This is a genomic window from Actinomycetospora soli, from assembly GCF_021026295.1.
GTDB classification, from domain to species: Bacteria; Actinomycetota; Actinomycetes; order Mycobacteriales; family Pseudonocardiaceae; genus Actinomycetospora; species Actinomycetospora soli.
Genome location: NZ_JAJNDA010000006.1, coordinates 176,693 through 191,785, shown reverse-complemented (window position 1 = coordinate 191,785; position 15,093 = coordinate 176,693). Strand labels below are relative to the sequence as shown.

The window sequence follows — 15,093 nt, the reverse complement described above, 5'->3', positions numbered from 1 at the left end:
TGTCACGAATACGACATGACGAGCGATCACCGGCCCAGAGGCGCGCAGTGCCTCGGGGGGAGAGGCACAGCATGACGACGGGTGTGGGTGCGACAGGGGCGGCCGCCGGGGCGGCACCGGCGGGTTACGAGCTCGGCCGGATGCTCAACCGGGGCGGATCGGGCAGCGTGCACGAGGCGCGGCAGGTCTCGACCGGTCGCTGGGTGGCGCTGAAGCTGCTCGACGTCCAGGTCACCGGCCCCGAGGTGCACCGCCGGTTCGACCGGGAGCGCCAGGCGATGGGGGAGCTCGCCGGCCACCCGAACATCGTGTCGATCCTCGACGCGGGCGTGCACGACGGCAGGCCCTGGCTGGCGATGGACCTGTGCCCGGGTGGATCGTTGGCCGACCTCGGCCGGACACTGCTGGCCGCTGAGGCGGTGTCGGTCCTGCACGCGGTGGCGTCGGCGCTCGCCGTCACCCACGCCCGCGGCGTGCTGCACTGCGACATCAAGCCCGGCAACGTCCTCGTCACCGCCTACGGCAAGCCGGCGCTCTCCGACTTCGGCATCGCGCGCCTCACACTGGAGAGCCAGGGCTCGCGGATCGGGGGCTACACGCTCGACCACGTGCCGCCTGAGGTCCTGCGCGGTGAGCGCCCGTCCGACCGTGGCGATGTCTGGTCGCTCGGCACGACCCTCTGGCAGCTCCTCACCGGACGCCCGCCCTTCAGGTCCGCCGACGACGTCTCCGCCCCTGCCGTCATGCAGCGCATCGACCGGGACCCGCTGCCGCCGCTCGGCCGCCACGACCTCCCGCAGGGGGTCGAGAGCCTGCTGCGCGCGATGACCGCGAAGAACCCGGCCGAGCGCCCGTCCGCTGCTGATGTCGCCCACCACACCGCGGGCATCGCGCACACCGCCGGGCTCCCGCTCGAGGTCGGGCTCCCGGTCGCGCAGCGCACGACGCTCCCGCCCCGCACCGAGGACCCGGTGCGCCCGCTGTCGTCGACGAGCACGGTGCTCGGCCCGGTCCCCACCGGACCGCCGCCGGCGCCGCCCGAGCCGACCGACCCGCCGTCGGGAAGGACGAAGCCGACCAGGGAGGAGAAGGCGCGGCGTCGGCGCCGCCGCACCCGCTTCGCAGGCGCGATGCTCGTGCTCCTGCTGCTCGCCTTCGGCGGCGGCGCCTACGTGGGCTGGCGCTACCTGCCGCCCCGGGAGAGCTCGAGCCCCGCAGTCGCCGCGCCGTCGTCACCGTCGGCTCCCGCGATGGCCGCGCCGATCGCGGACGGACCCGCCGCGCCCGCACCCGCCTCGCCGACGCAGCCGACGATCGCGCTGAAGCTGCTGTGCACGCTCAAGACGCCGACGACGTGCCTCGGGGGCGGCCACTCGCAGTCCTACTCGTCGGAGGTCACCACGCCCTCGGGCCAGCGGCTCGACGACGGCTGCTTCGACTACCTGACCGTGACCGGCCCGAACGGACTGGTGAAGCAGGACTCCTTCGCCTGCAACTCCGGCAACCCGATCTACCTCAACCAGAACCAACCGCTGCCCGACGGCCAGTACCGGATCGAGGAGCGCGTGCAGACCCAGGACGGACAGACCGCCCAGGCCTCGCTGACCTTCTCCGTGCGGTCATGACCGGCCCCGGAATCCGGCCTCCGGGCCCTCCGTTCCCGACGACGGGTGCGGCGCCGGCCGGGTGCCCGGGCTGCGGCTGTCCCCGGTCGCCCGGCGCCGCGTTCTGCACCGCGTGCGGGACCCCGCTCGGAGGCTGGCCGTCCCGCCCGCTTCCCGGCCCACCGCATACAGGCGGCTGGCCGACACCGCCCCCCGCGTCAACGCCCGCCTCACCGTGGCTCACCCGCCCCGCGACGGCGGTCGTCGCCGCGGTGGTGGCGGTGCTCGCCGTGTCCGGCGCCGTCCTCGCCGTCGTCCACGCGAGCTCGGGCGGAGGATCCACGTCGGCGCCCGTGGCCGTGGCCGCCCCGGCGGCCGATGCGGTCGCCGACCCGTCGGGCGGTGCGACGGCGTCGGTCCCGGTCGCGAGCGACCCGGCGGCGCAGCTGCAGGCACGCTCGACCGCCGACTCCGCGGTCGTCGAGGGCCTCGTCGGGTCCTGGATCCCGCAGCTCTCGTCGAAGCGGCCGGGCCTCGTCGCGGACGGGCAGACCTATGACAACGCATCGATCCTCGCGGAGCACCAGGCGCTGCGGGCCGCCCACGGCGACGCTCGTCTGCTCTGGACCGGGGACTTCGCGAACTACCGCGGGCACGACTTCTGGGCCACCGTGGTCGGCGACCCGATGCCGACCGCCGCCGCCGCGAACGCGTGGTGCGACAGCCAGGGGTTCGACGCCGACCACTGCTACGCCGTCCGCCTGACCCACAGTGGCGGCCCAGAGGGCAACTCCGTGCAGCGGCCGCACCGGTAGCGCGGTGGGTGCAACGGTCAGCTCTCGTCGGGCGATGTTCCCGAAGACGGCTGCGGGGGGCGCTGCCGGCGGGGGAGGCAGCAGATGAGCGTGTGGACGTCGATCCCGATCGGCACCGTGCCGCAACGGCCCCGGGCCGACCGGCCCCACCCGGCGTCGGCGGCCGGGCCGGTCCCGTCGCCTGCTCCGACGCCCGTCCCGGCGGCCCCGCCGCTTCCGACGCCGGGCCCGACCTCTGCTCCGCTGCGCGCCCACCCGCCCGCGCTCCCGACCGAGCGCGCGGCGACGGCCGCTCCCGCCCCAGCACGCCGGCCGACCGCCCTCGACGCTCCGACCACCGCCGTCGAGGAGGACCCGACGAACCGGCTGAGCGCCCACCTGCTCGCCGACCGGGTCGCCCGGTGCGGTCCGCCCCCGACCCGGATCGGAACTCGAGTACCTCCGCCGCCGACGCGGCTCGGTCCGCCCGTGCCGTCGATGTCGCCGCCGCTGCCCCTGCCGTCGAACGTCGCGGCACCGCCCTGCGAGGCGACCTCGACCCGGCGCAGCCCGATGCCGTTCCTGGCTCTGGTCGCCCTGCTGGTGCTCGGCGCCGCGGTGCTCGCGCCGTGGCCGGGGTCCGGACCGTGGGTCGCGAGTTCACCGGTCGGGCTCGCGCTGCTCGCCGGGGTCGCCCTCCTCGTCGTCCCCCTGACGATCGACCTCATCTCCGGGCGCGACCGGGCGACCGCGATGCTGGTGGGACTGCCTCTCATGGCGGCAGCGGCCGCCGGGACGGTCCTCGTCACCGGCGGGGACCTCGGTGCCGTGCTGGCCGCGCAGGGCCTAGACGCCGACGCGACGATGGCGGCGGGCATGGTCGGCGCCGCGCTGCTCGGCTGTCTCCTGCTCGGGTTCGTCGGAGCCGCCCGGCGGCCGACTCCCGCGGCCGCCGTCGGCGCACCCGCCGTCGTCGTCGGTGTCTGCGCGGGCATCAGCACCGCCGCCGTGGCGGCGCTCGTCATCGCCCTCGGCGGACCCGGTCCCGAGGCGGCGACGGTCGCCACGGCGGCCGGGACCACACCGACCGTGGCCGCCGCGGCCAGCGGCACCAGCGCCGCGGCCTGCCCGGCCGAGGCTGCGAGCACGCTGCCCGAAGCCGCGGTGGCCGCGCCGGTGGTCGCCCACGACTCCCGCGTCCACGTCGCGATCTGTCAGGGCAGCTCGGGCGCCCTCTACTACTACGGCGCCGACGACCGCACCCACCTGACGATCACGCTGCCGGCGACGCAGAGCGAGGACAGCTGGATCGCCACCAACAACGGCGTCACGTACTTCGTTTCACGGGAGAACCTGATGATCACCAAGGCTGGTGCGACGCTCGCGGACGAGGCACTGACAGGAGGTTGGTCCCGCTAGGCAGTTGATCATGCCGAGCGCGACGACGCCGACGTCGCACTCGACATGATCACCTGCCTAGGCGCAGCCGAGGACGTCCCCCTGCGACGCCGTGACCGGCGGGAGACCACCCTCGGAGGACCCCACCTCGCACACCGGCCCGGTGCCGGACCGCAACCTGCGCAGGGGCGCGACCGAGAACAGCACGTTGAGGGTGTCGGGGAGGCTCGGGTCGTCGATCTTCGCCGTCGCGTACGGGCCGGCGCAGCGGATCGAGCCGGGCTCCACCGTGGACCGGGCGTCGCCGGCCTGCCCCGCGGAGTAGGCCGGGACGAGCGCACCCGCGTCCACGCAGGCTCCGGCTCGGGAGGTCGTGGTGGGCGGGGCCGGTACCGGGCTTGACGGGGCGACCGATCCGACGGAGTTCGCCGGGACGGACGTCGCCGACAGGCCGAGCACCACGCCCGCCGCCAGGGCCACCACCACAGCGAGCAGGACGCCGACCCTCACACCTGCACCACCCGGGCGCCCGCACCCCGGTCGATCCGGCGCACCTCGCGGGTCAACGCCCGCAGGAAGTGCCGGTAGGACCCGTACCCGGGGATGGTGGCCGGGCCCATCGGGATCACCCAGAGGATCTTCTCGTTCTCCGTGCGGTACTCGAGCAGCCGCACGGAGAGCCGCGTCCCGGAGAGCCGCACGCTGAACGTGCACTGCTCGGTGCCGCGGAAGCCGCTCACGATCGCGCAGTCGAGCCCGTCGTCCCGGTGGCGGAGCACCGAGTAGGCGCAGCCGTCGGTGGTGAAGTAGTTCCCTCGATTGGCGAGAGCGCGGCCGACGGCGTCGCGGATGTCGTCCGGCGAGGCCTCGACGTCGAGATCGAGGCCGATCGAGCCGCGTGCGGCGGCCCGGACGACGGCCGGGAAGACCAGCTCGGGGCCCGTGTCGTCGGCGTCGTCGAGCGACCCTCGCGCCCCTTCGCCGCGCTGGACGTTCTGGTACCAGCCGTAGCCCGCCCACCCGACGATGACGAGGGGCGCGACCATCACCAGGGCGGGGAACGAGTACCGGCCGGTGTCCTGGTTCCAGACGTACGTCCCGTAGATCGCGGCTCCGATGCCGACCGCTCCGAGCAGGACCTGCCGGTTGCGCGGCATCGTCGGGACGAACACCGCCGCCAACGCGAGGACGCCGCTCACGATCGTGAGCGCTGCGAGCGGGTGGACGGAGAGCCGGCTCGTCCCGCTGTCGTAGCCGGCGCCCTCGTCGTCGTAGGAGGAGGACGAGGACGAGGAGGAGGACGAGCTCGACGACGAACTCGACGAGGAGCTGTCGTCGCCGATCCCGAGCACGAGGCCCAGCAGGAGCAGCACGGCGACCACGCCGGTGATGATCAGGTTGGGCTTCACGGGTCGCTCCTCAGCACGGGTTGTCGCCCTCCATGTCACCGATGTTCTTCGCCGCCCAGATCGGGAGGCCGGGGCAGCCCGATCCGGGCACGGCGACGTAGGTCAGGACGTTGCGGCTCGCGAGGTCGACAAGCATCACCTCGACCATCGCGACGCGTCGGCTCGCGGCGTCCCGGATGCCGCAGCCGATGGCGGCGCCGGGGACCGTCAGGTACTTCGTGGCGCAGCGCGCGGCGAGGATGCGGGACTGGTCGAGCTGCGGGGTGGCGCGTGCGGCGCTCATCGCGAGCGCCTCCGCGTCGACGCCCCCGCTGCTCGACGACGGTGCGGCGCCGGTCGCGGTCGGTGTCGTCGCCGCACCCGAGCTGAGGGGGGTGGTCGACACGGCCTGCGAGACGACCGCCTCGGGCGTGCCGAGCGTGCCTCCGGTCCACGGCCACGTCGTCGTCGCGCGTCCCGAGGGACAGCAGTTCGCGTCCTCGGGTCCGTAGAAGGACTCGTCGCCGACGACCCGGCGGGGCTGCAGCTGCCGCACCGTGATGATGTTCGGGATCTCGCCGAGGCGGGGCTGCGAGCTCGCGAGTGCTCCGAGGAGCGCGGCCTGTCCGCGGGACCCGTCGAACAGCAGCACGGTCGTGACCGTGTTCCCGGCGGCCGTCGAGTCGTGGTTGTTGCAGCGCAGCGGGAGCGCCGCCTCGTCGCGCCCGTCGCCGGTCAGGTCGCCGTACACCACGCCGTCGGCCTCGACCGAGACGTCCTGCGGGTAGTTCGGGGTCGGTCCGTCGAACGCCGACGGCACCGAGGTCGCCTGCCCGCCTCGGAGCTGGATGGGACCGGGGGAGCGGCAGACGGACCCGGGCAACGTCGCGTCGCCCCAGTCGACGGCGCGGAGGTCGAGCGGCGGTCCAGCGGTCCCGGCCCCGAGGGGCAGAGCCGGGACCGCGCCGGTGAGGAGCCCGAGACCGAGCCCCACACCCGCCAGCAACGACACGATGACCGAGACGACGAGCCCACCGCGTCGTCCGGTCGGGGACTCCTGGACCGTCACGACCGCGGTTCGGACGTGCCGTGTCCGACGAGGCGCGCGCCGCAGCGGACGCAGTGCACGGCGCCGGGCACGGCGCCGGAGCCGCACCGGGCGCAGAAGGCCGGGGTGTCGACCGCCGGGGTCGTGACGGCGGGCTCGGTGAGGTCCGGTCGCATGTGCCGCCCGCTCGGAGGGCCGCTCCGCACGGGCAGGCCGGCGGGAGGGGACGTCAGGCCGGGACGGGTGGGGACGGCGGGCGGCGGGCCGGGTGGTGGTGCCCAGCCGAACGGCGCCGACGGTGGCGCCGCGTGGCGGGTCGGCGGAGGTGTCGGGCGGGGTGTCGGGCGGATGGGGCCCGGGGCCGTCGGCGCCGGCGGTACGGGTCCCGGCGCTGCGCCCTTCCCGATCTCCAGCACCTGCCGGTGGAGGTTCTCGACAGCGGGGAGCGCGGCCTCCCCGAAGAAGCGTCGTGCGTCGGCGGGGAGCCACAGCGCGATCACCACGGCGGCGTGCAGACCGAAGGAGGCGAGCAGCGGGAGCACGCTCTCGTCGGCGGAGGAGAGCAGGAGGACGACGACGAGGTCGGCGACCGTCGCCCCGGTGACCAGCACCCGCGCGAGGCGCTCGCCCCGACCGATCGCCGCCTTGGCCCAGAATCCGACGCCCGCAATGCCGGCGCACAGGAGTGCGCCCAGGATCATGAGGCTCGCGGTGCTCCCGACGAGGGACGCGACGGCGATCCCGCTGACGAGGAGCGTCGCGGCGAGCAGCGCGGTGATGGCCGACGAGTACAGGACGACCGTCTGCGCGACGACGATGGAGGTCGGGAGCTCGGTGGCCCGGCCCCACGGACCGGCGAACCAGGCGCGGGCCGACGGCACGCAGGCGAGGGCGGCGACGACGCCGATCGAGCCGAGGGCGAGCACGACGGTGAGCCCGGTCGCGACCGGCATCGCGAAGCACGCGAGCAGCAGGTAGCCGGCGAGGACGAAGGCGATCCCGCGGGCGACCCGGCTCCCCTCGTAGAGGCCGTAACCGACGCGGGCGAAGGCGACGACGAACGACCCCATGACCAGGGCGATCCCGAGGCCGAGGAGCCCGAGCGCGGGGGAGAAGGAGAAGAAGGCCGCGCCGAGGCGCAGGAGCACCAGAGTCGGGTAGAGCAGGCAGGCGGCGACGATCGCGAACATCGCGATGACCACCCAGAGCAGGGCCGGAACCGCGGCCTGACGTGTCGCGTGTGGATCCATCCTCGTCCCCCCGAAGACCCGGCACCCCCGCCGGTTGATCCGACATCGTCTGGAGCGGGATCTCGCGTTACGACGAGCCCCCCATGGTCACCGCCGATGACGTCGTGCACGGCGATTCCGCGTCGCAACGCCCTCTGCTACTCACTGCGTCCGCTTTGACGACGCCTCGTCCCCGGTGGCCGCTTAGCTCTGGGCGAACCCCTGAGGCCGAATCAGGACGACGGACACGTTGTCCGGCGCCGACGCCGCCATCGCGGCGGCGAACAGTCCTCGCACCGCCTCGGCGTCGTTCTCGGTGCGCCGGAGGATGTCCTCCATGGCCGTGACGCCGACGACGTCGCTGAGCCCGTCGCTGCAGAGCAGCCAACGTACCCCGTCGCTGCGGTCGAGCGGCTCGACGGCCGGGGTGGGCAGTGTCCCGCGGGGTCGAGGGCCCAGCCAGGACAGGAGGGCGCCCTTGGTCGTGCCCGACGGGGCGGAGTCGTCGGTCGAGAGCTGGGCGACGTACCCCGCGCGGATCTGGAAGACGCGGCTGTCGCCGACGGAGAACCAGACGCAGGTCGCCGGGTCGGCGACGACCCCGGCGACCGTCGTCCCCATCTCGGCGAGGGAGGCCCGGCGGGCGGCGAGGTCGGTGAGGTCCGCGTCGATGTCGGCGAGCCGGGTCCGGGTGCTGTCGACCGCCGCATGCTTGATCGGGGACGACGCGAGGAGCTGCACGACCGTCCGCGAGGCGACCTGACCTCCGGCGTGGCCACCCATACCGTCGGCGAGGGCCACGGTCACGGCGTCGGCCACGACGAGACGCATGACGACGGGCTCGGGCAGGTCGACGTCGGCCGCGACCAGCGAGCCGAGGAGCAGGCAGTCCTCGTTCGCCTTCCGCAGCGCACCCCGGTGGGTGAGCGCGGCTATGTCCAGGGTCGCGGTCATCGTGTGCCGCCCCAGCGCAGGCCGATCTCGACATCGCTCGCCAGGCGCAGGGAGTCGCCCGGACGCAGCGGCTCGTCCTGCCCTCCGGCCAGACGGCGACCGGAGACGAAGGTCCCGTTGGCGGAGTGCTCGTCGCGGATCCAGACGCTCCCGTCGATGTCGACCCGGATGGTGGCGTGACGTCGGGACACGTTGTCGGAGGAGGCGAGGGCGGCGGCGACCGGCGAGTCCTGACGGCCCAGCAGCACCGACCCGGAGACGGTGACGGCCTGGCCCGCGACGTCGAGGACGAGGGCCGCTGACTCTCGACGGGTCTGGGTCGGCTTCGGCGGCGCTGCCGCTGACGGCTCGGCCCGGCCGGCATCGACCTCGACCCGGCACGGCAGGCACGTCCCGCCCGACGAGAGCGCGCCGCCGCAGTCGGAGCAGGTCGCCCGCGGGGTATTCGTCGTCGGTGGCGGCGGTGCGGGTTCGCCGGGGTCGAGGTTGCTGAAGCACGCTAGGCAGAGGACGACCCCGGGAGGGTTCTCTTGCCCACACGCGGGACAGGTCAGCTCCGCCATGTCGCGTCCTGGAGGGTCAGGCCGTCCGCGGCCATCCGGGCGCCGAGGCGCTCGAGGTCGCCGCGGCGCGGGATGCCGATGAGGTAGGTCCGTTCGCCGGTGGTGGCGACCTGCAGGCGGGCTCCCGACGGCGGGTCGGCGTAGCGGCCCCGCCCGAGGGCGGTGCGGATGACGATGCGCTGGTTGTCGGAGCCGCGCAGCGGCACGCCGGTGTTGCGGGCCTCCACGTAGGGGCCCGCGACCACCGCGTCGCACGCCTCGATCGCCCGCAAGGTGTCCGGGCGGTCGAGGGTGTGCGCGGCGCGGCCGGTGAACAGCAGGATGTCGAAGGGACGGGGCCGGTCCCGGCGTCGGTGGTCGACGGCGGAGAGCAGCTCCCCGAGAGCTTCGGGCTGCTCGAGCGGCTCGCCACCGGTCACGGTCAGGCCGTCGAGCGGTTCGGGGAGCCCGTCGAGCCACGCGAGGATCTCGTCGACCTCGACGACGCTTCCGGCGAGCGGGTCCCACGTGTCCCGCGAGGCACAGCCGTGGCAGCCGAGGCCGCAGCCCTGCACCCACAGCCCGGCGCGGACCCCGTGGCCGAGGACGGTGACGGGGTGGTGGAGGCGGTTGATCCGCAGGCTCGTCACCGGAACTCCACCTCGACTGTCGACCCGTCACGGTGCAGCGCGTCGACCGTCACGGCGTCCCCGCGGGCGGGGGCCCGCTCGAAGAGCGCCCGGGCGAGCGGGTTGATGAACAGCGACTCGAGCGCCATCCCGATGCCACGACCACCTCGCGAGAGGTCCGCGGTACACCACTCGCGCAGCCGGGTCTCGACGGCGGGAGAGACGGCGAGGTCCACTCCGTGCTCCTCGTCGACGCGGCGCAGGATGTTGGCGAGCTGCGCGGTGAAGATCGCGCCGGCCGCGTCGGGGCCGATGAAGTCGAACACCACGATGTTGTCGCCGAAGCGATTGAGCAGCTCGGGCCGGCCGAGGCCGACGGTGAAGTGCTTCTCGATCGCCGACCGCAGGCGGCGCTCCACCTCGGGGAACGGGGTACCGGGCTGCACCGTCGGCACGCGTTCCCCGGCGGGGCCCTCCTCGATGGTGCCGAGGTTCGACGTGAAGATCAGGACGGCCTCGGAGAAGTAGGTCGTGGTGCCGCGACCGTCGGTGAGGCGCCCGTCCTCGAGAATCTGCAGGAACTTGTCGAGGATGCGCGCGTGGGCCTTCTCGATCTCGTCGAAGAGAACCACTCGGAACGGCTGTTGGCGCAGGGCGTTGGTGAGCTCGCCGCCGGCCTCGTAGCCGACGTAGCCGGGCGGCGCGCCGATGAGGCGGTCCCCGGCGTGCTCGGAGGAGAACTCGCTCATGTCGAACCGCAGGTAGGCCGACTCGTCGCCGAAGACAAGGGCGGCGACCGACTTCGCGAGCTCGGTCTTGCCCACGCCGGTGGGCCCGGCGAAGAAGAGCACGCCACGCGGGCGGCTGCTCGCAGACGACGCCTGCGCGCCGGAGAGTCCGAGTGCGGCCCGCTTGAGGATGTCGAGGGTCTTGGTTACGGCGGCGTCCTGGCCGACGACGCGCGCGCTGACGTTCTTCTCGCCATCGGCGAGACGGTCGCGCAGGTATCCGCGCCGCCAGGGGCTGTCGAGGACGCCCAGCCGATATGTGCGGACGGCGTCGGGAATCCCCGCGTCGTCGAGGCCGCGGTCCAGCATGAGGCGGACCACCTCCCGCATCTCGGCGAGGGCGAGGCCCTCCGCGTGCTCGGCGAAGCGCGCCGCGGCGTCGGGGGGCGCCCCGGGCAGGGAGCGCGCGAGCAGGCGGGCGGTGGCCTCCCGCTCCCCGTAGTCGGGCCGGGGGATCGCCACGGTCCGGATCCGCTCGTTGTCGGCCGTGAGCCAGGCGGGAAGGTCCCGCTCGTGCTCGACGACCCACACGACCGGGTTGTGGATCGATGCTCCCGCGGTGCCGCGGCTCTTCGGGGAGACGTCCCGGGAGCGGCGGGACGCGCGCACGAAGAAGGCGTGCTCGGCAGGATCGAGGTGCTGGACATCGACGGCGAGGCGGCCCGCGTCCTCGATCACGAGCGCGGTGCCGCTCGCCGCCTGACCCACCGTGGTCATGTGCTCGGCGAGCCGCTCGAGGGAGACCGCCCGGCCCGAGTCGAGGTCGCCCTGCAGGAGCCCGGCGGCCGCGTCGCGCGCCGCGGCCCCGGCGTCGCCCGGCGCCGGGAGGGACCGCAGCCCGTGCACCGGGGACACGACCACCAGACAGTCGATGCCGCGGTCGGCGAGGACACCCGAGAGCAGGCGGACGAGGTCCACGAGCATCTCGGCGCCCTGGTGTACCTGCCGGAAGACGTCGTGCACGTTGCCGTGCAGGACGAAGTCGCTGTGCACCGCGAGCGTGGCCGTGATCTCGCGGGCGAAGGCGGGGGTCGGGTCATCTGACATCGTGGCGGCGCTCCTCCGCTCGGTGGTCACGACGACGGCTGGTGGCCGCGGGGACGACGGGGACTGCTGTGAGGCCGGGCTCGACGAGACCGCGGGTCTCGGTCGCGATGCCCTCGGCGTCGAGCATCTCGGCCAGGCGCTCGACGCTCGAGCACCACTCCCGCTCCCGCTCGACGTCCAGCGCGCAGGCGTCTGCCCCGGCCCGCTCCCGGGTGCGGAGGAGCTGGGACCGCAGCCCGTTCTCCTCGAGGTTCAGTCCGACGGCGTGCTCGGACCAGCCGTCCTTGGCGACCCGGAGCCGGCCGGCGGCCCCGTGCACCGTTGCGAAGTCCTGATCGACCACGTACCCCATGTCCTCGAGGGCGTCGACCACCCGGGACTGGACGTAGGCGCGCTCGTGGCGCTCACGCACCTGGGCGGCGCGGGTCAGCGCCTCCTGGCGCAGGTCCGCGTCGAAGGCCGCGCCATCGAGCACCGCCTGGAGGCGGGGGACGACGGGTCCGCCCTCGGGCTCGCCGTCGAGGGCCCCGAGGAAGGTCGCCGCCTCGATGGATTCTGCACGTCGGGCGCGGATGTCATCGTTGAGCCGGTTGACCCGGCGGCGCAGGGCGCGCAGCCGGCCGTTCCACGCGGTGTCGGTGTCGTTCAGGAGCTCACTGGTGGCCCGGCCGAGGGCGGTGACCTCGTTCTCGGTGGCCCCGGGGAGCAGCACGTCGAGCACTCGCCCGACCGCGGACCGCTCGGCCTCGCGCGCAGCCCGGTCCTCGCGGACGCGGCGGGAGTCGGGCGCCGACGAGGGAATCGGCGGTGCGACAGCGGCGAGAACCTCGCCGACCAGCGCGTCCAGGCGCTGCGAGCTCCGCGCGACGAGGAGCCGCTCGGCGTCGGCGAGGGCCCGGTCCGCGGACGCGCACCAGGCGTGCATCTCCTCGATGGAGAGGCACGACATGTCGCACGGCGCCGGGAGGTCGGCAAGGAGGGTCGGGTCGCCACCGGCCCGGCGCGCGGCTACGAGCAGTCGTGCGTTGCGTCCGACGACCTCCTGCGCGGCGGCCTCCCAGCGCCCGAGCGCGCGCAGCTCGGCGTGGCGACGGTTCACGGCCCGGTCGGTGGCGTCGCCGAGCGCGACGAGAGCGGAGCCCGTGAGCGTGGTGACGGCGCGGGCGGCGACGAAGGCGGCGCCGGCGACGAGGACGACCCCCGCCCCGGCCGTCACCACGCCGGACTGTGAGCTCACGGCTGCCACCCGAGGACCGCGATCTCGGTGTCGGCGAGCCAACGCTGCCAGTGCCGGTGGGCGTGCCACGCGCCGAACACGATCCCCGCCGTGACGACCAGGGCGAACACCACGGGAAGCTGGACGGCGAGGGCGACGCCCAGACCGATCGTCACGGCGAGGACGAGGAGCCCGATGACCGCGTGCATCTGCAGGAAGCGGCCGAACGGACCGGCCACGATCCCGGCGCGACGGAACAGCGTGTATCCGGGGCTGTAGTCGCCCCCGAGCCGTGAGGCGAGCCAGAGCTCGGCCGCGAGCTGCACACCGGCCGCCAGCGCGAAGATCAGCACGCCCCCCACCCCGAGCCGGAACAGGGTGGTGCACGCGAGGATCGGGACGGCGAGCCCGAGGAGGGCGAGGCCGACAGCCTTGTCGCGACCGGCGGCGCGGCGCTGCTCGCGGGCGTCCCACTGCCGGCGACGTTCCTGGGCCGCCGCGTAAGCGGCCCGCTCCTCGGCCAGGTGCTGGTCCGCCTCGGCGGTGGCGACGGGGAGGGTGTCGAGCGCGATCAACATGGCCGCGCTGGTCTGGCTGCGGCGGGCGAGCGCCGAGAACCACGACACCGGTCGTGCCAGCTCCGCCTCGGCCGTGGTGAGTCGGTGGCGCAGCGCGGCGCGACTGGCGTCGGGCGTGAGGGCGGCGGCCAGGAGGCGGGCGCGGGCACGGCGCACCGCGGAGGCGTCGTGGAGCGAGGCCATGGCGTGCGCGGGTGCCTCGGTCGAGCGGATCCGCTCCCACTCGCCGATCCCGTCGAACCATCGCCGGGAGACGCCGTGCAGACCGTCACCGGTTGGCATTCCGGCCAGGACGTCGAGCACCCGGCCGCGGCAGAGGTCGTCGAGGAGCATCTGCTCGTCGGTCAGACCGTGCTGGTCGGCGCGCGGGCTCTCCGCGGCCTGGAGCGCGATCTCCCGCAGCTCCGGCGCGGACATCGACCGGCCGAGGTAGACCGCCGGCAGATCGGGGTCGAGCCAGGTGAGCGTCAGCAGCAGGTTGAGGTCGGGTCGTTCCTGGTCCAGCTGGGCGACCAGACGTCGCTTGGCGCCGATGTCGAGCCCGGCGGAGGTGCCCCAGTTCAGCAGGTCGTCGCGCAGCGTGTTGGTCACGGCCACGAACATGCGGGCGGCCTCGCGCCAGTTCGCGGCCATGGCGCGGGCGAGCTCGGCGGGATCGTGGAACGTGGCCCCGTCGAACTCGAATCCGACGCCGGGAGCAGCTCCGGCATCGCGGGCGACGGCCGGAGAGCCGCCGTCGAGCCACGAGGTGACCTGGTCGGATCCCCACCGGTCCCCGGGGTCCTTGACGAGCAGGCCCCGCGCGAGAAGCTGGAGTCGCGGGTCGTCGATCGAGTCGGTCTCTATGGGGCGGAAGAGCAGTTCGTGGAGGATCTGCCGCTCGTCGAGGCCGCCGAAGAGCGGGGTGCGCCCGGAAAACTCGCGGACCACGATCCCGAGCGACCACCAGTCGCGGGACTCGTCGACGGCACCCTGGAAGGACTCCGGGGCAGCGTAGAACACCGATCGGGCCTGCGACGAGTAGACGGTGCCGCGGCTGACGTCGCGGCTCAGGCCGAAGTCGGTCAGCACGAGCTCGAGCGGCGCCACGCTCCGGACGAGGACGTTGTCCGGCTTGAGGTCGCGGTGCACGATCTCGCGGTCGTGCAGCTGGAGCAGCCCGGCGGCGATCTGCCGGACCGTCTCGGCCGGTTCCGGGCGCGCCGGCCCGCCGCCTGTGAGGAGGTCCCGGAGGCTGCCGTGGGGGAGGAACTCCATGAGCTCCCAGTGCAGCCCGGCGGCGCTCACCCCCACCTCGAAGGTCCGCACCACGTGCGGGTGCCGGATGTCCGTGAGCAGGGCGGCCACGCGAGCATCCGGCGTGATGCCGCGCCGGTAGAGCTTGAGGGCGCGCGCCGTCCCGTCGGGGCCGTCGACCCGGAACACGTCGGCCTCCGCCCCGTGGGTGGGCAGGAGCGCGGCCTCCGGGAACCGCTCGGCGAGGTCGGCCGGGAGGGCGACCACGGCCTGGGCGTCCTCGTGACGGGTCGCGGTCGGGCCCCCGTCGGCCTCGCGCCGCGTCGCGGGCGGGCCCGGAACGTCCTTCGGTTCCCGACGGGTCGTGGGCGGCCCGTGGTCCTCGAGAGCCTCACGGCGCGTCCGGCCGGCCTCCGTCGTCATCAGCTTCCCCCTCCACCCTGGGCGGTGGTGTGTGCGAGATCCCTCGGCAGTGTCGCGAACACGCACTCGGCGTTACAGATCGTCGGCAAAGTTCGCAGGGCGATCACCCGTCCGGCCGTACCGGTCCGGCCGGTGATCGCTACTGTCACCGCCTGGCATGACGTCCTCCTCACCGATCCCGGGGGCGGGGCGCGGTTGGGACCGGCGTTGACCGGGCGG

General features: G+C 74.2%; 13 protein-coding genes. 3 read left to right on the top strand and 10 right to left on the bottom strand.

Going from position 1 to position 15,093, the window contains the following annotated elements:
* Positions 1-71 precede the first annotated feature (71 nt).
* The 3 genes from LN037_RS11915 (at position 72) to LN037_RS11905 (ending at position 3,817) form a co-directional block, all read left to right on the top strand.
* Positions 72-1,625 carry a serine/threonine-protein kinase gene (locus LN037_RS11915; protein WP_230752591.1) on the top strand — a complete coding sequence of 518 codons (1,554 nt, stop codon included), beginning with the start codon at positions 72-74 and terminating at the stop codon, positions 1,623-1,625.
* A gap of 260 nt (positions 1,626-1,885) precedes the next feature.
* Positions 1,886-2,419, top strand: a complete 534-nt coding sequence (locus tag LN037_RS11910; protein WP_230752589.1) for a hypothetical protein — start codon at positions 1,886-1,888, stop codon at positions 2,417-2,419.
* A gap of 84 nt (positions 2,420-2,503) precedes the next feature.
* The gene (locus tag LN037_RS11905; protein WP_230752988.1) at positions 2,504-3,817 is read left to right on the top strand and encodes a hypothetical protein; all 1,314 of its coding nucleotides are present in this window, start codon (positions 2,504-2,506) and stop codon (positions 3,815-3,817) included.
* 57 nt (positions 3,818-3,874) lie between these two features.
* On the opposite strand, the gene LN037_RS11900 is transcribed toward LN037_RS11905, so the two are convergent.
* From LN037_RS11900 to LN037_RS11855, 10 genes are all read right to left on the bottom strand, one after another.
* The gene (locus tag LN037_RS11900; protein WP_230752587.1) at positions 3,875-4,306 is read right to left on the bottom strand and encodes a hypothetical protein; all 432 of its coding nucleotides are present in this window, start codon (positions 4,304-4,306) and stop codon (positions 3,875-3,877) included.
* On the bottom strand, positions 4,303-5,205 hold the full coding sequence (locus LN037_RS11895) for a hypothetical protein (RefSeq protein WP_230752585.1): 903 nt from the start codon (positions 5,203-5,205) through the stop codon (positions 4,303-4,305). The genes LN037_RS11900 and LN037_RS11895 overlap by 4 nt, the downstream gene beginning before the upstream one ends.
* A gap of 10 nt (positions 5,206-5,215) precedes the next feature.
* The gene (locus LN037_RS11890) at positions 5,216-6,253 is read right to left on the bottom strand and encodes a hypothetical protein (RefSeq protein ID WP_230752583.1); all 1,038 of its coding nucleotides are present in this window, start codon (positions 6,251-6,253) and stop codon (positions 5,216-5,218) included.
* Complete coding sequence (locus LN037_RS11885; RefSeq protein WP_230752581.1) at positions 6,250-7,482, bottom strand: hypothetical protein; 1,233 nt, start codon at positions 7,480-7,482, stop codon at positions 6,250-6,252. The genes LN037_RS11890 and LN037_RS11885 overlap by 4 nt, the downstream gene beginning before the upstream one ends.
* Positions 7,483-7,665: 183 nt before the next feature.
* On the bottom strand, positions 7,666-8,415 hold the full coding sequence (locus LN037_RS11880) for a PP2C family protein-serine/threonine phosphatase (protein WP_230752579.1): 750 nt from the start codon (positions 8,413-8,415) through the stop codon (positions 7,666-7,668).
* Positions 8,412-8,978 (bottom strand): FHA domain-containing protein, encoded by a 567-nt coding sequence (locus LN037_RS11875; protein WP_230752577.1) that lies wholly within the window; start codon positions 8,976-8,978, stop codon positions 8,412-8,414. The genes LN037_RS11880 and LN037_RS11875 overlap by 4 nt, the downstream gene beginning before the upstream one ends.
* Positions 8,966-9,607, bottom strand: a complete 642-nt coding sequence (locus tag LN037_RS11870; RefSeq protein ID WP_230752574.1) for a 4Fe-4S single cluster domain-containing protein — start codon at positions 9,605-9,607, stop codon at positions 8,966-8,968. The genes LN037_RS11875 and LN037_RS11870 overlap by 13 nt, the downstream gene beginning before the upstream one ends.
* Positions 9,604-11,421 carry an AAA family ATPase gene (locus tag LN037_RS11865; RefSeq protein WP_230752572.1) on the bottom strand — a complete coding sequence of 606 codons (1,818 nt, stop codon included), beginning with the start codon at positions 11,419-11,421 and terminating at the stop codon, positions 9,604-9,606. Before LN037_RS11865 ends, LN037_RS11870 begins: the two co-directional genes overlap by 4 nt.
* Complete coding sequence (locus tag LN037_RS11860) at positions 11,411-12,658, bottom strand: hypothetical protein (protein ID WP_230752571.1); 1,248 nt, start codon at positions 12,656-12,658, stop codon at positions 11,411-11,413. Before LN037_RS11860 ends, LN037_RS11865 begins: the two co-directional genes overlap by 11 nt.
* Positions 12,655-14,874, bottom strand: coding sequence for a serine/threonine-protein kinase (locus LN037_RS11855; RefSeq protein ID WP_230752569.1), 2,220 nt, complete (start codon positions 14,872-14,874; stop codon positions 12,655-12,657). The genes LN037_RS11860 and LN037_RS11855 overlap by 4 nt, the downstream gene beginning before the upstream one ends.
* Between the last annotated feature and the right edge of the window lie 219 nt (positions 14,875-15,093).